Source organism: Ruegeria sp. THAF33, from assembly GCF_009363615.1.
Classification (GTDB): Bacteria; Pseudomonadota; Alphaproteobacteria; order Rhodobacterales; family Rhodobacteraceae; genus Ruegeria.
The window spans coordinates 276,860-297,987 of record NZ_CP045385.1; the positions used below are offsets into that span (position 1 = coordinate 276,860).

17 protein-coding genes are annotated in these 21,128 nt (G+C 57.4%); 7 read left to right on the plus strand and 10 right to left on the minus strand.

Features of this window, described 5'->3' with window-relative positions:
* The first annotated feature begins 3 nt into the window (after positions 1–3).
* Positions 4–1,344 carry a S41 family peptidase gene (locus FIU92_RS18520; protein ID WP_152460196.1) on the plus strand — a complete coding sequence of 447 codons (1,341 nt, stop codon included), beginning with the start codon at positions 4–6 and terminating at the stop codon, positions 1,342–1,344.
* A 42-nt stretch (positions 1,345–1,386) separates the two neighbouring features.
* On the opposite strand, the gene FIU92_RS18525 is transcribed toward FIU92_RS18520, so the two are convergent.
* The 3 genes from FIU92_RS18525 to FIU92_RS18535 all read right to left on the minus strand — a co-directional run bounded on the left by FIU92_RS18525 (position 1,387) and on the right by FIU92_RS18535 (position 4,124).
* Positions 1,387–2,913, minus strand: a complete 1,527-nt coding sequence (locus FIU92_RS18525; RefSeq protein ID WP_152460197.1) for an MFS transporter — start codon at positions 2,911–2,913, stop codon at positions 1,387–1,389.
* A gap of 78 nt (positions 2,914–2,991) precedes the next feature.
* Positions 2,992–3,351, minus strand: coding sequence for a hypothetical protein (locus tag FIU92_RS18530; protein WP_152460198.1), 360 nt, complete (start codon positions 3,349–3,351; stop codon positions 2,992–2,994).
* A gap of 11 nt (positions 3,352–3,362) precedes the next feature.
* Positions 3,363–4,124 (minus strand): DUF6478 family protein, encoded by a 762-nt coding sequence (locus FIU92_RS18535; protein ID WP_152460199.1) that lies wholly within the window; start codon positions 4,122–4,124, stop codon positions 3,363–3,365.
* 252 nt (positions 4,125–4,376) lie between these two features.
* On the opposite strand from FIU92_RS18535, the gene FIU92_RS18540 reads away from it, so the two are divergent.
* From FIU92_RS18540 to FIU92_RS18555, 4 genes are read left to right on the plus strand one after another with little or no spacing between them, the layout of a single operon-like run.
* A complete protein-coding gene (locus tag FIU92_RS18540) occupies positions 4,377–7,484 on the plus strand; it encodes an ABC transporter transmembrane domain-containing protein (protein WP_152460200.1) in 3,108 nt (1,035 codons plus the stop codon).
* Positions 7,477–8,361, plus strand: a complete 885-nt coding sequence (locus FIU92_RS18545; RefSeq protein WP_152460201.1) for a CPBP family intramembrane glutamic endopeptidase — start codon at positions 7,477–7,479, stop codon at positions 8,359–8,361. Before FIU92_RS18540 ends, FIU92_RS18545 begins: the two co-directional genes overlap by 8 nt.
* 60 nt (positions 8,362–8,421) lie before the next feature.
* Positions 8,422–9,351 carry an acetyl-CoA carboxylase, carboxyltransferase subunit beta gene (gene accD, locus FIU92_RS18550; protein ID WP_152460202.1) on the plus strand — a complete coding sequence of 310 codons (930 nt, stop codon included), beginning with the start codon at positions 8,422–8,424 and terminating at the stop codon, positions 9,349–9,351.
* Complete coding sequence (locus FIU92_RS18555) at positions 9,348–10,622, plus strand: folylpolyglutamate synthase/dihydrofolate synthase family protein (protein ID WP_152460203.1); 1,275 nt, start codon at positions 9,348–9,350, stop codon at positions 10,620–10,622. The genes accD and FIU92_RS18555 overlap by 4 nt, the downstream gene beginning before the upstream one ends.
* A gap of 60 nt (positions 10,623–10,682) precedes the next feature.
* On the opposite strand, the gene zapE is transcribed toward FIU92_RS18555, so the two are convergent.
* A complete protein-coding gene (zapE, locus tag FIU92_RS18560) occupies positions 10,683–11,750 on the minus strand; it encodes a cell division protein ZapE (protein ID WP_152460204.1) in 1,068 nt (355 codons plus the stop codon).
* A 148-nt stretch (positions 11,751–11,898) separates the two neighbouring features.
* Here zapE and FIU92_RS18565 point away from each other — a divergent pair, with 148 nt between their 5' ends.
* Positions 11,899–13,134: an MFS transporter gene (locus FIU92_RS18565; RefSeq protein WP_152460205.1), complete on the plus strand. Its 1,236-nt coding sequence runs from the start codon at positions 11,899–11,901 to the stop codon at positions 13,132–13,134.
* 45 nt (positions 13,135–13,179) lie between these two features.
* Here the strand turns inward: FIU92_RS18565 and FIU92_RS18570 are convergent, their stop codons facing one another.
* From FIU92_RS18570 to FIU92_RS18595, 6 genes are all read right to left on the minus strand, one after another.
* Entirely contained in the window at positions 13,180–15,219 is a 2,040-nt protein-coding gene (locus tag FIU92_RS18570; protein ID WP_371419762.1) for a bifunctional aldolase/short-chain dehydrogenase, read from the minus strand.
* A 75-nt stretch (positions 15,220–15,294) separates the two neighbouring features.
* Positions 15,295–16,389: an S-methyl-5-thioribose-1-phosphate isomerase gene (gene mtnA, locus FIU92_RS18575; RefSeq protein ID WP_152460206.1), complete on the minus strand. Its 1,095-nt coding sequence runs from the start codon at positions 16,387–16,389 to the stop codon at positions 15,295–15,297.
* A gap of 121 nt (positions 16,390–16,510) precedes the next feature.
* Complete coding sequence (locus tag FIU92_RS18580; RefSeq protein WP_152460207.1) at positions 16,511–16,966, minus strand: YaiI/YqxD family protein; 456 nt, start codon at positions 16,964–16,966, stop codon at positions 16,511–16,513.
* A complete protein-coding gene (gene sthA / locus FIU92_RS18585) occupies positions 16,963–18,420 on the minus strand; it encodes a Si-specific NAD(P)(+) transhydrogenase (RefSeq protein ID WP_152460208.1) in 1,458 nt (485 codons plus the stop codon). The genes FIU92_RS18580 and sthA overlap by 4 nt, the downstream gene beginning before the upstream one ends.
* A gap of 3 nt (positions 18,421–18,423) precedes the next feature.
* Positions 18,424–19,257 (minus strand): S-formylglutathione hydrolase, encoded by an 834-nt coding sequence (gene fghA, locus FIU92_RS18590; protein WP_152460209.1) that lies wholly within the window; start codon positions 19,255–19,257, stop codon positions 18,424–18,426.
* 103 nt (positions 19,258–19,360) lie between these two features.
* Complete coding sequence (locus FIU92_RS18595) at positions 19,361–20,290, minus strand: AEC family transporter (RefSeq protein ID WP_152460210.1); 930 nt, start codon at positions 20,288–20,290, stop codon at positions 19,361–19,363.
* A gap of 146 nt (positions 20,291–20,436) precedes the next feature.
* Here FIU92_RS18595 and FIU92_RS18600 point away from each other — a divergent pair, with 146 nt between their 5' ends.
* Positions 20,437–21,054 (plus strand): TetR/AcrR family transcriptional regulator, encoded by a 618-nt coding sequence (locus tag FIU92_RS18600; RefSeq protein WP_152460211.1) that lies wholly within the window; start codon positions 20,437–20,439, stop codon positions 21,052–21,054.
* Positions 21,055–21,128 lie beyond the last annotated feature (74 nt).

A 21,128-nucleotide genomic window follows, 5' to 3' on the forward strand; every position in this document is an offset into this window, starting at 1 on the left:
AGTATGAAGAAATTTGTGATGGCCGGTTTGGCCGGAACGTTGGCAGGCATTCTTGCGACAACACAGATCGCAGGTCCCCTGCTGGCGCAGGAGGCTGTGAACAAGGCCAGCGTCTATGAACAGCTTGACCTGTTCGGCGACATTTTCGAACGCATCCGTGCGCAATATGTCGAAGAGGTCGAGCCCGAAGAACTTATCGAGGCGGCAATCGATGGAATGCTGACCTCTCTTGATCCGCATTCCAGTTATCTTTCGCCCGATGATGCGGAACAGATGCGCGTGCAGACCCGGGGCGAGTTCGGTGGACTGGGTATTGAGGTCACGCAGGAAGACGGTTTTGTCAAAGTCGTGTCTCCCATCGACGACACACCCGCTGACGAGGCTGGGATCGAAGCCGGAGATTTCATCACACATGTGGATGGCGAAAGCATTCTGGGCCTGACACTGGACAAGGCGGTGGATCTGATGCGGGGTCCGGTCGGCTCCGAGATCGTTATTACCGTCGTGCGCGAAGGCGAACCTGATCCCTTCGATGTCACCATTATCCGTGACACGATCAAGCTGACCGCCGTTCGCGCCCGCACCGAAGGCACAAGTGTCGTCCTGCGGGTAACGACCTTTAATGATCAGACTTTCCCCAATCTACAGGAAGGGTTGAAGGAACAGATCGAAGAAGCCGGTGGCATCGACAAGGTCAATGGTGTCGTACTGGACCTGCGCAACAACCCGGGCGGTCTGTTAACACAGGCCATCAAAGTTTCGGATGCGTTCCTGAACGAAGGGGAAATCGTCTCGACCCGTGGACGGGACCCGGAAGAGGGTGAGCGTTTCAACGCCACCCCCGGCGATCTGGCGGAAGGCAAGCCCATTGTCGTGTTGATCAATGGTGGTTCGGCCTCGGCATCTGAAATCGTCGCGGGCGCGCTTCAGGATCATCGCCGGGCCATCGTCGTCGGCACCAAAAGCTTCGGCAAAGGGTCGGTTCAGACGGTGATGCCGCTGCGGGGTGATGGTGCGATGCGCCTGACTACGTCCCGGTATTACACCCCATCGGGGCGGTCGATTCAGGCTCTGGGTGTCAGCCCTGATATCATCGTGGAACAACCCCGTCCGGCGCCAGAACCGGAAGAGGAAGAAGCCAACGCCCGTTCGCGGTCCGAGGCCGATCTGCGCGGCAGCCTCAACAATGACAGCCTCAGCGAAGATGAGATCCGCCAGATCGAAGAAGATCGCGCCAAGGCCGAGGCAACCGCAGAGCTGAGGGAAGAGGATTACCAGCTGGCCTATGCCATCGATATCCTGAAGGGGCTGTCGGCCTTCAACCCCAACGGGCCGTCACAGTAAAATGGTTAGGGCTGCGGATGTCGCAGCCCTTGGCTCCCGGCTTTAGCTTTCGATCCGGTGCAGTTTCTTTTCGTCGAGAAGCAGCGCCAGAACGAGACCGACCGAGACGGACAAGGCCGAAAAGACGAAAGCCATACTCATTCCGCTGTCAAAGGCCGCCGACAATGCCCGTTGAACCGTCTCTGCTTCGCTGGATGACAACCGGCTGATTACCGCATGGGCGGACGGCGTTTCAAGTGTTCCGCCGTTGATCGTGCGAAGCTCTGCTTCGGTCAACTTGATGCCCGAAGCGGCCACATACTGGCGAAGCTCAGACAGGCTGACGACGTACATAATGGCCGTGGCACAGGCGACAGAGATTGCGCCGTAAACCAGGTGGGTCATGAAGCTCAGGCCGCCAACCAGCCCAGCCCGTTCCGGCTTTACGGCACACATTGCAGCAGTTCCGGACGGCCCAACCGTCAATGTTGCGCCCAGCCCGATCATCGCCATGCCGGGCAGGATGCGAAAGTACCCCAGATCACCGGGCAGCACGACAATGGTCGCAGCGCCAATCGTTGCGATCAGATATCCCCAAAACAGCAGCCGCTTGGGGCCGAAATCATTGTAAAGCGTGCCCGAAACAATTGATCCCACGGCAAGCAACACGGTCAGCGGCGCCAAGCCCAGTGCCGATTCAAACGTCGACCAGCCCAGCACCTTTTGCATGTATTGGGGAAAATACAGCAGCCCCACAAATGCCGCGGACACGTTGAACATGTTCAGGCCAAGGGTGATGCGAAACTCGCGGTTTTGCATCATCTGCGGCAAAAGCAGCGGCTCTGTCACGCGTTTCTCGACTTTGGGGAACAGAATGAAAAGCGCAGCGCTGGTGAAAAACAGCATCAACAACGGAACGGACGTCCACCCCCAGTCCGCGCCCACATCCAAACCGTAAAGCAGCAGCAAAACGGCAAAGGACAACACACCCATTCCGGCGAGGTCGAGGTGTTCATCCGGTTTGTGCTGTGTTTCGCGCTCCATCAGGATCAGCGCGGTGGCCATCGAAATGCAGGAAAAGACCACATTGGCGAGGAAAAAGTAGCGCCACTCTCCCAAGTTCACGGCCAATCCGCTGAGCATCGGACCAAACACGTTTCCGGTGGTCACACCTGCTAGAATTAGCCCCATCACCAAGGCTCGATGTTCTGGCTTTGATACTTTGGTTGCCCCGAAGGCCAGCGTGCAGGGCCACACACAACCCGCGCCGATGCCTTGCAGCGCACGCGCAATGACAAGAAAATCAAGACTGGGCGAAACAAAGCACATGACCGAGGAAAACAGAAAGATCGACAGGCCAAAAAGCATCATTCTGCGGTGGCCATACATGTCGCCAAGCCGTCCGCCTGCGACCATGGTCATGGCGAAAAACAAGGCATAGATGTTCAGAACCCATTGGGTGCTGGTGATGTCGGCGTCAAAGCTGCTTTCGATCGCAGGCACCAGCATCAGGGCGCCGGTAAAATCAATACCGATGCCAAATCCGGTAACCATCAAAGCGATGACTTTGACTATGCTGCTGCGATCCATGACAAGGCGCGATCCGCTCTGAAAACGCCAATGATGCACGAATCTGGCAAGATTGACAGGAAAACTAGCAGGAACGGATTAGGGGTCGTCTCGGCAAATCCGGCGGAAAGCGCGTTTCAGCATATCCAGTTCAGCCCGCAGCAAATCAATTTCGGCCCTTAGATCATCTGCGGCGGGCTCACCGGCAATCACCGTGAAGCTTCCCAGTTTTTCGGTTGTGGCTGCATCTGCAACGACGAACGTGTGCACGCCTTCGGATAGGGCTGCAACAGGCACCTGTATGCGCAAGTCCCATCCGTCTTCTGCGGGCGACAGGTCAACATCGCTCAGGGTTTCGCCCTGATAGCTTACCTCGGGGTTAGGCGTACTGCTGGCTTGAATGTGGCCTTGCCAGATTCCGTTTTCGAACCGTATGAAGGTTAGCTTGGTCTGCGTCATGACTGATCTTCTCACAAATCGGCACGATGAAAACGGCAAAACGTAAGATCCCGCACCACCATGCGATTCATCTCGGGCGTTTCAAAAATCAAATCCAGCCAGATTTTTTCGATCCTGCGCTCATTCAGGGGGAGATGCGCCAGATCAAAATCCACGGCCTTTGATACCTCGCTGGGATCAAGGCTTCGCAACACCTGTTCCATATTGGGCCCGTGCTGAATGTTGAGGCGCGCGAAAACGCCCGATGGCTTTTCACACTCGATCAGGGTTTCCAGCCTCACAAGATGCTCGCGCGTTAGATGAATTGCAGCATCCTCAGGCAATTCAACCGAAACGGACAGGAAGGACCCTCCAAAGCTGAAAACCTCGATCACGAGACTGAACGGAGCCAGGTCTCTGTCCCCTCTGTTCCGGACTTGCCGAACGGCGATTTCAGAAAACGGGCAATCGTGGAACACGCTGACTTGACTGTCCAGAACGGTCTTTCGCGGGGCCGAAGCCACACCCGGTTGCGTCAGGGGCGCACGCCATAGGTCGGGGCGGCAGCTCCAGTCTGTTCCGACGGGTTTGGGAAACTGCGTTGACCCAATCGTTGGCCGGATCAGGCGACTGTCTGCCTGCTGTATCAAATGATCAAGATGCCTGCGCAAACCGCGGGCCTGATCCCGTTGCAAGCGCAAATCTGCCTGGGTGGCATACGGCGCCTGATGCGCGGCTCGACGCCAGCGCCCCAGAATCTTGCGATGAAAATAGCGATCCAGAATCCTGCCCATGGCCACGTCGTCCGATAATGCCCGGCCTTAGTCAAGGACAACAGCATGAACAAAACCGCAATAACGGATTTGCTATTGAAGACTTGTGTTTTCCTGTTGGGGTCCCCCCAAAATTTGGTTAGGCGCAACATGCTGAAACTGAACTGGTCTATTCTTGCAATGTACCGGGTCAGTGCTTACCGTTTGGCTCCTGCAAAGTGGGTCATCCCAAGAACAGCCACACAACAGTTTAGCGCATGACAAGGCCAGGTTATGGAGTCCACTTTATTTGCCTTCATTTGGAAATATTCGAAGAAACAGCAACTTGTTCTTCTTCTGCTGACGGTCCTGTCGTTCCCGTTTCTTTACGCCTCGCTGGAACTTCCCAAACAAATCATCAACGACGCAATCGGCGCGCCGGGTGACACGGTAACCATCTGGAACTTCACCGTGACGCAGGTTCAGTATCTGATGATACTGTGCGTTGCATTTCTGGCGACGGTGATCGTGAGCGGTGTCATGAAGATGCGCATCAATACGATGAAGGGCGTCCTAGCCGAGCGCATGCTGCGGCGCCTGCGCTTTACGTTGATCCAACGGTCGATGCGGTTTCCGAAATCCTATTTTGCGACCACCAGCCAGGGTGAGCTGGTATCGATGATCACGTCCGAGGCCGAACCGATGGGTGGCCTGATGGGGGATGCCATCGCGCAGCCGGTTTTCCAGTTCGGCCAGATGATGACGATCGTCACCTTCCTGTTCATGCAAAGCGTTTGGTTCGGGCTTGCCAGTATCGCGCTGATCCCGCTTCAGGCCTGGCTGATCCCCAAGCTTCAGCGGCAAATCAACCTTCTGAACAAGGACCGCATTCAGGAAGTTCGACGTCTGAGCTCAGAGATCGGCGAAACTGCGGCGGGTATCAGCGATCTGCGTACCAACGGAGGGTGGCGCTATCGCCTTGCGCAATTCAGCCATCGGCTGGGGAAACTGTTCGAGATCCGTTTTAAGATCTACAACAAAAAATTCTTCATGAAGTTCCTCAACAACCTGATAACTCAGATGACACCCTTCCTGTTTTATTCAGTGGGTGGATATCTGGCGATCACCGGCGAGGTGACCGTCGGTGCGCTGGTTGCCGCGTTGGGCGCCTACAAGGATCTGAGCGGCCCATGGAAGGATCTGCTGACCTATTACAATCAGGTACAGGACATGTCTTTGCGGTGGGAAATCGTCACCGAGAGATTTGCGCCGGACAACATGATACCGGAAGAGCTTTTCGAGGGTGAGCCTGAAACCATTCCGCGTCTGACTGGCGACATAGAGCTGCGAAATGTGACGGTTCGCGACAGCGATGGTAAAACCGTTCTCGAAGATCTCGATCTGACCATTCCGCGCGGCGCGCGCGTCGCAATTCAGTCTGGACAGGCGTCGGAACGCAGCGCGTTGGGTCAGCTTTTGACTCGTGAGGTGTTGCCGGCTCAGGGTGAGGTGATCATAGCCGGACATAATCTGCGCGGTCTGCATCAGGCCGTCATCGCGGCCCGGATCGGCTATGCCTATTCGCGCCCTTACCTGTTTGACGGGACCTTGGGCGACAACCTCATGATGCCTTTGCGCACGCATCCACGACATCAAGCAGATACGCTCAAGGCCCCGACGCGGTGGCAAATCGAAGCTGTTCGTGCAGGCAATTCACCGGATTCTCTGGACGATGAATGGATTGACCCGGGCCTTGCCGGTCTTGACGATATCGACGACATACGTGACTGGTGGTTCCAGCTGGTGGAAGCGATGGGTATCGACGAGTTCATGTTCCGCCGCACTTTGCGTACGCAGTTCGACCCGGAAATTCACCCGGTCCTGGCACAGGAAGTTGTCAATTTACGAGGGACCATCGCCGAGCGCCTGGCAGAAAAGGGGCTTGATCGATATGTGTACCGTTTCGACCCTGATCGCTTTAACCCGGCAGTTCCGCTGGGCGGAAACCTGTTGTTCGCGGCACCATCCAAGGACATTTCTCCGGATATTTTGGCGGGTGACGAACGGTTCGTCCAGATGCTCAGGGCCCATGATCTGGTTGACGACGTGATCAGCATCTCTCAGGCCGTCATTGACACGCTCAGCAAGACCTTCGGGCGGGACGGGGCGGATCACCCGCTTTTCCTAAGGCTTGGCATGTCCAAGGACATGTATCACAAATTGCTGGATATCGAAGAACGGCGTAAAGCCAAGGGTGATATGGCCGTGAGCGACCAGGAGCGCGCATTGCTACTGACGGTACCGTTCCTGTTAACGGCCGAACAGATCGGCCCAAATTTCCCGGAAGTATACAAGGAAAAGATTCTTGCCATCCGCAAAAGCCAGGCCAAGCGGCTGCGGGATGCGATGGGTGGCATGTTCATGTCAGTTGCGCCGGACATCTTTGTGCCGCGCCTGACCGTGATGGAAAATGCGATCTACGGCCGGGTGTCGTTGATGGCCGGTGCACATGCGGACGAAATAGAAGACGTTGTGGCCGAAGCCATGAACGAAGCCGGCCTGCGACGCCGTGCAGCTGCCATCATCTACGATCTGCCAGCAGGCCTGGGCGGGAACAATCTGCCGACCGTCTTTCAGGAGCGTGCCGCATTCTCTCGCGCGGGTATCAAACGGCCTGACGTCCTGATTCTGGACAGGGCCCTGGCAAGTCACGATTCCGAAAGCCGGTTGCGCACCCGCCTGAAACTGCGGGAATTGTTGCCGGATTCCATTATGATCTTTATGGAAGATCACTTTGCACATCCCGAAGCGTATGATCTGTTTGTGGAAATCAAGGATGGCCGTATCGATGGTGTGTCACGCTCCAAATCCCCGCAAGAAGACAGCACGTCGGACGATCTGAGCCGCAAGCTCGAGATCATTTCGGCGACCGAGTTGTTTTCCGGCGTGGATGGCCGCAACCAGCGGTTGTTGGCGTTCTCAGCGCAATGGTACGAAGCAGCAGCGGGGCAAGTCATTTTCTCGCGTGGTCAGGCGCCGGACGCGGCGTATCTGTGCGTCTCAGGGCAGGCCAGGCTGGACTGGCCCACGGATGATGGAAAAAAACGCCCGATCTCGATCATCGAACCCGGGCGGCTGATCGGTGATCTCTCGATCATAACAGGAGAGCCCAGACAACTGGATCTGGTCGCCACCGAAGATTGCAGGTTCCTGCGTATCGGCGCCGAGGAACTGCGTGCCGTGGTCGAAAGCGACGCTTCGGTTGCTACGCAATTGCTACAGACTGTTGCGGGATATCTGACTACGTTGTCCACAAGAATCAATGCGGCGCAGAACCCCGAGGAGCTGCTCCCGACGATTACGGATCAGGCGATTCAGGAAAGCACGGATAATAATGCCTAAAGCATATTCCGCTCATGACCATCTGGTCGAAACCGCGCGCGGCAAACCGGAAATCTGGCGCCTGTTGCTGGGGCTCTTGCTGGTTGCCGTGCTGGTCAGCGTTCTGAACATGGTGTTTTTTACCGTGGTTGCCGGGATGGGTCCGGAAAGCTGGGCGCAGACGCTTCTGATGGGCGGTTCACCCCTCGCGCTGCTGTTGCTGTTGGCCAGTTTCGGTTTCATCATTCTGGGCGTGGCCGTCGCCGCGCGGCAGGTTCAGCACAGGTCTTTGGTGTCCATCGTGGGCGGGTACCGATTGGCTGCGGGCCAATTCCTTAAAGTGTTGAAAGCACTGCTTATTTTGGGCGTTGTCGGGTTCCTGTTGCCGCCTTATGGCTTTGGCGGATCTCTGTCGCAGAACCTGCCATTGTCAACCTGGCTTCTTCTTTTGCCGGTTTCGGCCCTGGTTGTTCTGGTGCAGACCAGCGCCGAAGAGCTGTTGTTCAGAGGCTATATTCAGCAAACCCTAGCAGCCAGATTCCAATCGCCTGTCATCTGGATGGGGGTACCATCCATCCTGTTTGCAGTTGGACATTACACACCGGACATGGCTGGCGACAACGCGTTGCTGATTGCGCTGTGGGCTTGCGTTTTCGGTCTGCTGACATCGGACCTAACGGCACGGGCGGGAACATTGGGGCCAGCTATCGCCTTGCATTTTTTCAACAACATCATTGCGTTGCTGTTCATCTCGTTGCCCGACAATCTGAACGGGCTGGCGCTGTTCACCCTTCCGTTCGATGCATCCGACGCCGAACAGCTTCGCCCCTGGCTTCTGGTGGACCTTGCCGTGATGTTCGTTTGCTGGCTGGCCGCGCGACTTGCGCTCAGGCGTTGATTGCAATTCCTTCCGTGGCGTCCTATTTGACGTCAACACCGCACAAGTCAAGGTTCCGACATGAACTGGATCACAAACTACGTCCGCCCCCGGATCAACTCGATCTTCTCACGCCGCGAAGTGCCTGAAAACCTCTGGCACAAATGCGACGAATGCGGAACGATGCTGTTCCATCGCGAGTTGGCGGAAAACCAGAATGTCTGCACACAGTGCGACCACCACATGGCGATCAAACCGCGAGAGCGGTTCAAGCACTTGTTTGACGGCGGCATCTTTACCGAACTTGAAGTACCCGCGCCAAAAGACGATCCGTTGCAATTCCGCGATCAGAAGAAATACCCCGATCGCATGAAGGCAGCGCAGAAGAAGACCGGCGAAAAGGAAGCCATGCTGGTCGCCTTGGGTGAAATTGGCCGCACCCCCATTGTGGCCGCCGCGCAGGATTTTTCGTTCATGGGCGGATCGATGGGCATGTATGTCGGCAACGCGATCATCGCCGCCGCGCAGGAGGCGGTAAAACTCAAACGGCCGCTGATCCTGTTCTCGGCGGCCGGTGGCGCCCGTATGCAGGAAGGTATCCTCAGCCTGATGCAGATGCCGCGCACCACTGTGGCAGTCGAGATGCTGAAAGAAGCCAACCTGCCATATATCGTGGTACTGACTCATCCGACAACCGGTGGCGTTACTGCGTCTTATGCGATGCTGGGCGATGTCCATATCTCGGAACCCAATGCGCTGATCTGCTTTGCCGGGCCTCGCGTGATCGAGCAGACGATCCGCGAAAAACTGCCCGAAGGCTTTCAACGCGCCGAATACCTGCTGGATCACGGGATGCTGGACCGTGTCACCAGACGTACCGAAATGCGCGATGAACTGATTACCATCACGCGGATGCTGATGAATCTGCCGCCGGCGATCAAGGGCGATCTGCCGGCACCGGAACCAACCGACGCCATCGAGGCCCCCGCCGAAGAGACAGATCAGAAATGACGGCCAAGACGTCCGACGCCATCCTCGATCGGATGATGGCGCTGCACCCCAAGATCATTGATCTGACCTTGGACCGTGTCTGGCGTCTGCTGGCGGCATTGGACAATCCGCAGCTGAAATTGCCGCCGGTCATCCATATTGCCGGAACCAACGGCAAGGGCTCGACTCAGGCGATGATCAGAGCGGGGCTGGAAGGGGTGGGGCGCTCGGTACATGCCTATACCTCGCCGCATCTGGCCCGTTTTCATGAACGTATTCGATTGGCCGGAGAGCTGATCTCGGAGCCAGAACTGACGGCGGTTCTGGATGAATGCTACGCTGCGAATGGCGGCGAAAACATCACTTATTTCGAGATCACCACATGCGCCGCCCTTTTGGCCTTTGCCCGCGCCAAGGCAGATTTCACATTGCTCGAGGTCGGGCTGGGCGGGCGTCTGGACGCCACAAACGTGATTGAAAACCCGGCCGTCACGGTTATCACTCCCGTATCCATCGACCACGAACAGTTCCTGGGTGATACTTTGGGCAAGATCGCGGCGGAAAAAGCGGGCATCATCAAGCCCGGCGTTCCGTGCATTGTCGGTCCGCAACAGGACGAAGCGCTTGAGGTCATCGAATACACGGCCGCCCGATTGGGTGCGCCTTTGTTGGTTCATGGTCAGCACTGGCACGTGCAGGAAGAAAACGGGCGTCTGATCTATCAGGACGAAACCGGTTTGCGGGATGTGCCTCTGCCCAACCTTCTGGGCGCACATCAGATTCAGAATGCGGGCGCAGCGTTGGCGGTTCTGCGCCATCTGAACATGGGCGACGACGCATACGAAGCTGCCGTGACCAAGGCCGAATGGCCGGCGCGAATGCAGCGTCTGAAATCCGGCCCGCTCGTCGATCAGGCGCCGCAGGCCGAGATTTGGCTGGATGGTGGCCACAACGCCGCCGCCGGAACCGCGTTGGCGGACGTGCTGACGAACCTGCCGCAAAAACCCACGCACATGATCTGCGGCATGCTCAACACCAAGGATGTGACAGGGTATCTTGCACCTCTGGCAGAAAAGGCGACAAGTCTGACAGCCGTGTCCATTCCGGGTGAGACCGCAACGCTCAGCGCGGAAGAAACGGCTGCGGCTGCGGCCAAGGTCAACCTTCCCGCATCCACCGCTGACAGCGTATCGGACGCATTGAAAGTGATCACGGACACTGACCCGCAGGCGCGTGTTCTGATCTGCGGCTCGCTCTATCTGGCTGGAAAAATTCTGCAAGAAAACGCGTAGGTGCGTTCCGGCCTCATGATCTGGCTGACACACTGTCTTGGCGCGGGCGATACGGGCGGATCAGCGCCCCTGTCGCCCCCAATCCTGATCCTGCATTTCCCGCAGGCGTGATGCCGTGCGTTCAAATTCGAAGGTTCCTTCGCCTTCGACGTACAGCATCTCGGGTTCGGCGGCAGCCGAGCAGATCAAACGCACCCTGGCTTCGTAAAGCGCATCAATCAGGGTGACAAAACGTTTGGCCTCGTTGAAATTGTTGCGTGACAGGCGTGGGATGTCCTCAAGCACCAGTACTTTTACCTCTTCGGCGATCGCCAGATAATCACCCGGCCCAAGCATGCGGCCACACAGATCATAGAATGAAGCCCGCGCCACCCCGTTGCGAAAGGCGGGCAATTCAACGGCCCGGCCTTTGACGTGCAACACAAGCGGATCAGCGGGTCCACCGGCAAGATCTGTCCAGACTTCTCTGATCTTCTGCCGGGCTTCTGGGCCAATCGGAGTGAAATAGACCGGGGCACCCTCCAACCGGTTCTGCCGATAGTCCGTGGGCGACACCAATTCCCACACCTGCAACTGCTCTTTGATATGGGCGATGAAGGGCAGGAACAGCTGCCGGTTCAGCCCATCCTTGTACAGATCGTCGGGATGCCTGTTCGACGTGGTAACCACGACCACGCCGCCCTCGTGCAACAAGTCAAACAGCCGCCCGACAATCATTGCGTCCGTAATGTCGGTGATCTGCATTTCGTCAAACGCGAGCAAGCGAACTGAATTGACCACCTCCTGCGCCACCGGTGCCAGGGCATCCTCGACATTCTGTTGCCGGGCCTTGTGCATTCCAGCGTGAATCTCCTGCATGAAAGCGTGAAAATGCACGCGCCGTGCTGGGATATTGCCCAGCGTATCGACGAACATGTCCATCAGCATGGATTTCCCACGCCCGACACCGCCCCACAGGTACAGTCCTTTAGGTGGCGGAGGCGCCTTGCGAAAGAGCCCTCGTTTTACCGGCTTGGACAGCGCCGCCCGGATGCGTTCGAATTGGGGCAGAACGGCCTCTTGCGCGTCGTCGCGTGTCAGCGTTCCGTCCGCAATGCGGGCCTCGTAAAGCGAAATAAGATCCGTCATGAATCCGAGCCTTACCCGTCGCCTCGGCCGTTGAAAAGAAGCCATTTTTGGCGACACATCAATTTTGTTTATCCGTGACCGCAAATCTGCTGAATTGACGGTGACACCAAAAGTAATACGGTCCTTCGGACGTAACGCCTGAGGTCCCATGTCCCAATCCGCCCGCTTGTTGAATCCGATTCTGATTGTCGGATGTATCATCATCACGGTCAGCTTCGCTGTCCGTGCGTCGTTCGGCGTATTCCAGATTCCGATAGCCGATGAGTTCGGCTGGCTGCGGACCGATTTCTCGATGGCGATTGCAATTCAGAATCTGGCCTGGGGCATCGGGCAGCCGATCTTTGCTGCGATTGCCGAAAAGGTGGGCGACCGCCGAGCCATCATCCTCGGCGCTCTCACTTACGCGGCTGGCATGGTGCTGACGGCATGGTCCGTTACGCCGTTCGAGCATCAGATATACGCGTGGCTGGTGGGTTTCGGCATCGCCGGGACCGGGTTTGGTGTGGTTCTGGCGGTTGCCGGGCGCGCGTCCACCGATGAAAACCGCTCCATGTCGCTGGCCATCGTTACCGCCGCGGGCAGCTTTGGGCAGGTTCTGGGGGCGCCGACCGCCGAATGGCTGCTGACTTTCCTGCCTTGGCAGCAGGTTTTTGTCCTGTTCGCCGCGGCAATTCTTGCCCTTGTGCTGACCTTGCCCTTCATGCGTGCACCACAGCCCGTTTCGAAGGCAGAGATGCAAGAAAGCATGAGTGAGATACTGGGCAAAGCGTTCCGCGACCCTTCCTATGCGCTGATATTTCTGGGTTTTTTCAGCTGCGGATACCAGCTGGGCTTCATCACCGCGCATTTCCCGGCTTTCGTGACCGAGATGTGTGGACCAATCCAGCCCGGAGGCGTACTGCATTCCATCGGGATCACCTCCACATCCGCACTTGGTGCGGTGTCGATTTCCTTGATCGGTCTGGCCAATATCGGCGGCACGCTGCTGGCGGGTTGGGCCGGCAACCACTTTCCGAAAAAATATCTTCTGGCCGCGGTTTATACGGGCCGGACGATTGCCGCGGCTTTGTTCATCGTGCTCCCGATCACACCCCTTACGGTCATCGTGTTCTCGCTGGTGATGGGATCGCTTTGGCTGGCCACCGTGCCTCTGACTTCGGGGCTCGTCGCGCATCTATACGGTCTGCGTTATATGGGAACGCTCTATGGCTTTATCTTCTTGAGCCACCAGATCGGCAGCTTCCTGGGCGTCTGGCTTGGCGGACGCATGTATGACCAGTATGGCGACTACAACATGGTTTGGTGGATCGGGGTCGCGATCGGTGCCTTCAGCGCCATAGTCCACCTGCCGATCCGTGAGAACCGAACAGCAGTTCCTGCCTGAGGCACATCGATACGCCACAGGCAGGGAACCAATCGGGCAAAGGCGTTACCGAAGTTCGGCCTCGGTGTTGCCGCCATCCACCGTCACGACATGACCGGTGGTGCGTTCCATCAGCGCCAGCGCAACAAAGGCGTCCGCGACATGCTTCGCCTCGACTTCGCGGCCCAGCAGGTTGCCTGACATATAGGTCTCCTCGGAAACGCCACGTGCGGCAGCGCGTTCCTGAATGAACCCATCCGTCAGCAGGCCAGACCGAATTCGGTCTGCATTCACCCCATTCACACGGATCCCATATTCAGCCAATTCAAGTGTCAACTGGCGCAACAGGAACAGGGTGGCGGCTTTTGGCGTGCCATAGGCCCCCATGTTCCGGCCCGGGTTGATCGCCTGTTTGGAGATATTGAACAGGATCTGACCGCCGCGGCCCTGAGCTTGCATCACTCGCGCAGCCTGTGTCGCAAACGCCTTGTGCGCGAAGAAATTCAGTTCAAAAGCCGCGCGGAATTCGTCGTCACCAAGATCCAGCAAAGCGCCCGAAGTCGCCGAACCGGCATTCGATACCATTACATCGATCCCACCAAACCGGTGTATCGCCGCCGCAATCGCGGCATCTGCGGCGCCTCTCTCGGTTACGTCGCAGGCATATGTCGAATGCCATGTGCCAAGTGTCGATTTGGCTTCGGCCAACGCCCGTTCATCCTGGTCCACCAGAACGACATTTGCACCGGCGTCAGCAAAGGCCTTGGCGGTGGCCAGACCTATCGCCCCTGCACCGCCGGTCACCATCACAATCCTGCCCTGAAGCGGAGGTGGTGAGCTTTTGCCCAGCTTCGCCTGTTCCAATGACCAGTATTCACAATCAAAGCGATCTTTTTCATTGATGGGAAAAAAACCGCCCGCGTCTTCGCCCACTGTTCGAACCCGCAGGTTTTGTTCCGCAAGATCCGCCGCTGCCGAGGCAGCCTTTGCGTTCGGGCCCATTCCCAGGACCCCCACGCCCTCGATCCAGGCATGTTTGGGGTCTTGGGGCAGCAGTTTCTTGGGTTCGTCGGCCTGCGGCGACTGCCGTTCAAAATACGCCCGATAGTCTTTGGCAAACTCTTCGACCTTTGCCTTGATCCGCGCCCGCCCCCCAGACAAATCCGACGCGCGCAATACAAGCGGGCAGCCTTTTGTCCGCAACACGTGATCCGGCGACGCCATGCCCCGCTGGGCCAATGAATCAATATCCGGACGATCGAAAAACTGCATGACATCCGGCCCGTTGCGGAGGTCAAAAACCGGCATCGGGTCATCCCGTTGGGCCGCCACTTCGGCGATGACCCCGCGCAGGATCGGCAATGCCTCAAGATTTTCAGCCGGATCGCGACGGCCAATTGTCGTCAGGTCCTTCATTCCGAAATAGGCAGCAACCTCGTTGGTATGCGCCACGATCCGGTCATAGCTTTCCTGCGCCGTCGCACCGAACGTGAAATGCCCGTGCTGAAGCAGCAGAAGCCCTTCGACATTCGGGTTTTCGTCAAATACCTCGGCCGCCTTTTTGGCCAACCCGAAGCCAGGCATGATATAGGGCACAATGCCCAGTCGGTCGCCGAAAATCTCGCGGCAGACGTCCTCGGCATTTGGCAGATTGGCGAGCACCAGAAAGGGTGTCGCATGCGTATGATCCACATATTTGTGCGGCAGAAATGCATGCAACAGAGTTTCCACAGAGGGGTTCGGAGAACCCGAATCCAACAGATTGGCGCGCTGAACATTGACCATCTGCGCATCTGACAGATGGTCCAATGCGCGCAGTTTCATCAAAGGATCAAGCCACACGCCCGGCAGGCCCGGTGCCTCGATGCTGTCCAGATCCCACCCGGATCCCTTGACATGCAGAACGCGCTGCGGATCACCGAACAGATCAGGGCGTTCCAGTTTGACCGACGTGTTGCCTCCTCCGTGCATCAGGAGGTCCGGGTTCTGACCGATCAGCCGCGAGGTATAGACACGTTCGCCCAGTTCCTGATCTGCGGGGTCTGTTCCGGCCCGATCACGCCATTTCCGTGCCTCGTCGGCCCTGTACCAGTTTTCAATCATCATTCATTCTCAGCAAGTTGAGCGGGTGCATGATCCGCGGGGGCGATTGCACAATTCAGGACTGTGATAAACAAAGTGTTAACCAGCCCGTTCGGGAAACAACCGGGCAAGCCCGTCAGCAGACGCCTCGCTGACGCCGCGCTCGGTGATAAGCCCCGTCACCAGCCGGTTTGGGGTGACATCAAAGGCAGGATTGCCACCTTCCGTGCCATCTGGCGTCACGCGTACATCCGAGATGTTCCCCTGCCCATCAACCCCCATGACATGGGAGACTTCCCTGGAATCACGTTCTTCGATCGGGATTTCGGCGACTCCGTCGCGAACGGTCCAGTCAATCGTAGGAGAGGGCAGGGCGACGTAAAATGGCACACCGTTGTCCCGCGCAGCCAAAGCTTTCAGATAGGTCCCGATCTTGTTGCAAACATCACCTTGGGCCGTGGTTCGGTCCGTGCCCGTAATCACCAAATCAACCAGGCCGTGCTGCATCAAATGACCGCCGGCATTGTCCACGATGTAACGATGTGGAATGCCATGTTCGCCCAATTCCCAGGATGTCAGCGCTCCCTGGTTGCGTGGTCTGGTTTCATCCACCCAGACGTGCAAGGGGATGCCCGCGTCATGTGCGTGATACATCGGGCTTGTGGCCGTGCCCCAATCCACAGTCGCCAGCCATCCCGCATTGCAATGCGTCAGCAACCGAACCGGTTCTCCGGCGGGTTTTCGGGCCGCGATATCCTTGATCAGTTCCAACCCGTGCCGGCCGATTGCGGCGTTGATCTCGACATCTTCGTCTGCAATCTCTTGCGCCAGCGACCAGGCACGCTCGGCACGGTCACCCGGAGCAAGCGGCATCAGCGCTTCTCGGCATCTGTCCAATGCCCAGCGCAGGTTGATTGCCGTGGGTCGGGTTGCATGCAAAACGTCATACGCGGCATCAAAGGAGGCTTCGGAGCTGTCCCAAGACATCTGCTCGGCAATTCCAAACGCAGCGGTCGCGCCTATCAAGGGTGCGCCCCTGACCCACATATCCCGTATCGCAGCTGCAAATTCATCAAGGGTTTTCAGGGTTACGACCCGAAAATCATGCGGCAACCACCTTTGGTCGATGATCCGAACCACGCCTGCCGGTTTGTCCCACCAAATAGACCGATAATGGGTGCCTTGTACTTTCATAACGCAGTCTCCGTGTTCGAAAAGCCTGATCGGAATTCAAGCACAGGGTGCGTTCTAATGAGGTACTTGTAAACGGGCGTTTCTGAATTCGGGTCAGTATTTGATCTGGAAAAAGGAATGGTCATCCCTTTCTGGCGGCACGTATTTCCCGTTCCAAGGCGTCCAGAAACCGCGAGCGGTCGGCTTTGCCGAAGGGTCGCCCACCGCCGCCGGTTCCCAACGGATTGGCCGCGCGCAGATCGGCCATCAAATCACGCATTGCCAGTTGTTGGCCAATATTTGCCGCGGTGAAGGTTTCACCATTCGGGCGTAGCACGCGTGCGCCCGCTTCGACGCATTTTGCGGCCAAAGGGATGTCGGACGTTATGACGACATCCCCTTCTCCACAGCGTTCGGCAATCCATTTGTCGGCCTCATCGGCGCCTTCGGAAACGACAATGACCTGCACCAGCGGGTTGGCCGATGGACGAAGCCCGCCATTGGACACCAGCGCCATCGGCACTTTGTGCCGCGTCGCGACCCGTTCGACCTCGGCTTTTACGGGACAGGCATCGCCATCGACATACAGCGTCGTCACGCCTTCTTTGCCTCTTTCTTTGCCGGTTCCACCGGTTTCTTTTTGACTTTGAATTCCTCGGGTATGGGCATGCGGTTGAACGCATCCAGGCCCGCGATTTTATACGCTTCAGCAAGTGTCGGGTAGTTGAACGTGTTCTGAACGAAGTAGTCCACCGTACCTTTCAGGTTCAACACGGCCTGCGCGATATGAATCAACTCCGTCGCGCCTTCACCAACGATCTGGACACCCAGCACCCTGCGGGTTTTGAGCGAGAACAGCATTTTCAACATGCCGTGTTCCAGCCCCATGATATGCCCGCGTGACGTCTCGCGGAATCGCGCGACACCGACCTCGTAGGGGATGTTGCGCTCCTGCAATTCTTCTTCCGACATTCCACAGGTTGATATTTCGGGCACCGAATAGATGCCATAGGGGTACCACGGGCTTTCCGGCAGCGTGGGCGTTTCAAGCGCGTGACAGGCAGCCACACGCCCCTGCTGCAATGAGGTTGATGCCAGCGACGGATGTCCGATCACATCGCCCGTGGCATAGATATGCGGTACCGCCGTTTGATATGTCTTGCGGTCTACCTTGATCCGGTTGCGGTGGTCCGTCTCCAGCCCGACGGCATCCAGATTGAGTTTGGACGTCGCCCCCATGCGTCCGGCCGCAAACAGAAGCATTTCAGCGCGAACGTGGCGACCGTTTTCAAGGGTCACTTCCACATGTTCACCGGCGTCTTCAATTTTCTCGACAGCCGAGCCCAAACGCAGGTCGACACCGTTTTCCCGGATCTGATGGGTAAAGTCGTGGATCAACCGGCTGTCGATGAAATCCAGAAACGTGTCGCGGGGTTCAATCAGCGTCACACGCACGTCCAGGGCTGAAAACATCGTGGCATATTCCACGCCAATGACCCCGGCACCGATAACGACCAGCGAGCGCGGAATCTCTGCCATTTCCAGAAATTCGTCACCATCCACCACCGTCTTGCCGTTGAACGGGACATAATCCGGGCGATAGGTTTTCGTGCCTGTCGCAATCAGGAACTTCGCGGCCGTCACACGCGTTGTTTCCCCGGCATCGGTTGCGACCTCTACTTCGTGCGGCCCGACAAATCTGGCCAGACCGTCCAGGGTTTCGACGTGGTTCCGATTGAACTGATGCTCCAACACATCGACTTCATGGTCGAGGGTCATATGCAGACGGGCTTTCAAGTCTTCTGCCCGGATCTGATCCTTTACCCGGTATGAACGCCCGTAAAAGCTGCGCTCGCGCCAGCCCGACAGGTTCAGAACCGTTTCGCGCAAGGTCTTGGACGGAATTGTCCCGGTGTGGACAGAGACGCCACCAAAACGGTCTTTGCGGTCGATGACCAGCACACGCCGTTTCAGTTTGCCTGCCTGAATCGCCGCAGAACGCCCTGAAGGCCCGGACCCTATGATGATCAGGTCATAATCGTAGCTGCTCATCCCTCAATCTCCGTATAGTGCCTCGGCATGGAAGATGACGTGATCTTCCATAAACGTGGACACAAAGAAGTACGAATGATCGTAACCCGGCTGGAAGCGATACGTCGCTTGCTGGCGACGTTCGGCGATGGCTTGCGCCAACGCTTCGGGGCGCAGAAAATCCATGAACTGATCGTTTGCACCGGTGTCGATCAGGATCGGACCGTCGAAGCCGGTTTTCTTCATCAACAAGGACGCATCGTGTTTTGACCAAAGCGCTTCGTCGTCACCAAGGTAGGCGCTCAGCTGTTTGCGGCCCCAATCCGCTCCGGTCGGGTTCGAGATCGGCGCAAAGGCTGACACCGAACGGAAGCGTCCGGGCAGGTTCATGGCAAGTGTCAGGGCGCCGTGCCCCCCCATGGAATGGCCCGTTATGGCCTGGCGTTCGCTGTCGATGGCGAAGTTTTCGAACAGCAGGGCGGGCAGCTCTTCGGCAACATAGTCCCACATCCGAAAATGCGGTGCCCAGGGTTCCTGTGTTGCGTTCACATAGAACCCCGCGCCCTGACCCAGGTCGTAATCTTCGTGATCTGCGACGCCGTCACCACGCGGTGACGTATCTGGAAACACCACGGCGATCCCTTGTTCCGCGGCCCACGCCTGAGCCCCGGCTTTGGTCATCGCGTTTTCATGGGTGCAGGTCAATCCCGACAAATACCAAAGAACCGGGACCGGGCCGTCCTTGGCCTCGGCTGGAAGAAACAGGCCAAAAGTCATGTCACACTTGCACGACGAGGAAGCGTGGCGGTACACGCCCTGCACACCGCCAAAACAGGCATTTTCCGAAAGGGTTTCCATCAGGCACCGTCCTTATTTTCGAGTCGCAACATGGCTAACGATCCGCGGACCCGGCGTAAAGTCTGTGCGCCTTCGTTGAGAGTATTTTTCGAAAAGGTGAAGGTCAGGATGTGCCGGCCCAGGCGATCACCATCGGCACGGTGAGAATACTGACGATTGTGGATAGAAGGATTGCCGCCGACGCGCGATGCGGGGCAATGCCGTAATGCGCGGCCAGCATGTAAACATTGCCCGCAACAGGCAAAGCAGCGGCAGAGATGGCAACAGTTGCGGGAAAAGTATCAATCGGTATCAGCCACAACAGAGCGACCGCAACGCAGGCCGGGTGGATCACCAGTTTGCAGAAGCTCAACCAGGCCGCGATCTGGACACGTTCAGCCGACTTGTCCGCCAATGATGCGCCAATGGCGAACAATGCACCCGGAGTTGCTGCCCCACCGAGAATGATAAGAAAATCGCCAAGAGGTTCAGGAACAGGCAATTGCAGCGAGGACCAGATGAGACCGGCCGAGATGGATACGATCATGGGATTGCGGACCAAACCCAGTCCGATCAGCTTGAAGGTGGTCGGGGTCAATCTACCGTCACGGCCGCCGTTGATCAGGATCACGATCAGGGAAGAGAACACGACCAGATCGACGGTCAGGACCAGCATCACGGGCCCGATCGCAGCCTCGGAGAACAAAAGGGAAAGCATGGGCAGCCCGAGGAACCCGACATTGCCGATGGCCGCGCACTGAGCCTCGACCGCAGCAGTCGGAATGTCGAGCCCGCGCAGCCAGGCGATGGCCGACGCCAGAACGTAAACGGTCATGGTTCCCAGCAGATATCCTAGGATGAGCCGGGCATTGAAAATCTCGGCAAAGGGAAGGGTGGCGGCAAAGCGAAACAGCATCGCCGACAATGCAAAGAAAAAGACGAACTTTGTCAGATATGCCGTGGCTTCAGCCGTGAAGAACCGCGTGCGCCCCGCCCAAAAGCCCAGGCCGATAATCGCGAAAAACGGAAGGGTGCGCAGAAAGATTTCGACCATGGGCCCAGTCCTAGCACGGTTTGAACGCGCTGCAAGTCCCAGGCATCAAAGCAAATGCAACCTCCGCTTCGCTGAAATATTCGAGAATCGTTGTATCTAAACCGAACGGTTTATAAACTGGCGCGGCTATCGATCGAGGAGAAGACATGACCCAGACCGCCACCATTCTGCGCACCGGCCGGAAATTCGACCAGGTTCTGCGCGGGGCTCGAGAGGTTTTCATGGCGGATGGGTTTGAAGGGGCAAGTGTGGATGACATTGCCCGCGCGGCTGGCGTGTCAAAAGCAACGCTTTACAGCTATTTCCCGGACAAGCGCCTTTTATTCATGGAAGTGGCCCAGACAGAATGCTGCCTGATGGCCGAGCGGGTCCTCTCGATGATCGACGAAACCAAGCCTGCCCGCGAAGTGCTTCAGATCACGGCGACGCAATTGACGGCCTTCCTTGTGTCAGATTTCGCACAGCAGGTTTTCAGGATCTGCGTTGCCGAACGCGACCGGTTTCCCGAGCTTGGTCGTGCGTTCTATGAGGCAGGGCCGCAAAACGGCCAGCGACAGATGGCCGAGTATCTGGAAAAAGCCGTGGCCAAGGGCGAATTGGCCATTGATGATGTACATATCGCTGCCGAGCAGTTTTCCGAACTGTGCAAAGTGCGAATCTGGACCCGGGCGGCTTTTGGTATTCAGAACACGTTCACCCAGGAAGAAATAGATCAGGTCGCTGCTCAGGCTGTTGACATGTTTCTTGCCCGTTACGGGGTCTGACCCACAAAAGTGATGGCCCGCGTCCGGAACAGGGGCGCAGACCATCGCTCACTCACCAAAACACTCGATACACA

Bases quoted from the DNA above. Each gene is read 5' to 3' on its own strand.
- accD (WP_152460202.1), top strand. From the start codon at position 8,422: ATGAACTGGATCACAAACTACGTCCGCCCCCGGATCAACTCGATCTTC.
- FIU92_RS18555 (WP_152460203.1), top strand. From the start codon at position 9,348: ATGACGGCCAAGACGTCCGACGCCATCCTCGATCGGATGATGGCGCTG.
- FIU92_RS18570 (WP_371419762.1), bottom strand. From the start codon at position 15,219: ATGATGATTGAAAACTGGTACAGGGCCGACGAGGCACGGAAATGGCGT.
- FIU92_RS18535 (WP_152460199.1), bottom strand. From the start codon at position 4,124: ATGGGCAGGATTCTGGATCGCTATTTTCATCGCAAGATTCTGGGGCGC.
- sthA (WP_152460208.1), bottom strand. From the start codon at position 18,420: ATGAGCAGCTACGATTATGACCTGATCATCATAGGGTCCGGGCCTTCA.
- FIU92_RS18540 (WP_152460200.1), top strand. From the start codon at position 4,377: ATGGAGTCCACTTTATTTGCCTTCATTTGGAAATATTCGAAGAAACAG.
- FIU92_RS18595 (WP_152460210.1), bottom strand. From the start codon at position 20,290: ATGGTCGAAATCTTTCTGCGCACCCTTCCGTTTTTCGCGATTATCGGC.
- FIU92_RS18520 (WP_152460196.1), top strand. From the start codon at position 4: ATGAAGAAATTTGTGATGGCCGGTTTGGCCGGAACGTTGGCAGGCATT.
- mtnA (WP_152460206.1), bottom strand. From the start codon at position 16,389: ATGAAAGTACAAGGCACCCATTATCGGTCTATTTGGTGGGACAAACCG.
- FIU92_RS18525 (WP_152460197.1), bottom strand. From the start codon at position 2,913: ATGGATCGCAGCAGCATAGTCAAAGTCATCGCTTTGATGGTTACCGGA.
- FIU92_RS18545 (WP_152460201.1), top strand. From the start codon at position 7,477: ATGCCTAAAGCATATTCCGCTCATGACCATCTGGTCGAAACCGCGCGC.
- fghA (WP_152460209.1), bottom strand. From the start codon at position 19,257: ATGGAAACCCTTTCGGAAAATGCCTGTTTTGGCGGTGTGCAGGGCGTG.
- zapE (WP_152460204.1), bottom strand. From the start codon at position 11,750: ATGACGGATCTTATTTCGCTTTACGAGGCCCGCATTGCGGACGGAACG.
- FIU92_RS18600 (WP_152460211.1), top strand. From the start codon at position 20,437: ATGACCCAGACCGCCACCATTCTGCGCACCGGCCGGAAATTCGACCAG.
- FIU92_RS18565 (WP_152460205.1), top strand. From the start codon at position 11,899: ATGTCCCAATCCGCCCGCTTGTTGAATCCGATTCTGATTGTCGGATGT.
- FIU92_RS18530 (WP_152460198.1), bottom strand. From the start codon at position 3,351: ATGACGCAGACCAAGCTAACCTTCATACGGTTCGAAAACGGAATCTGG.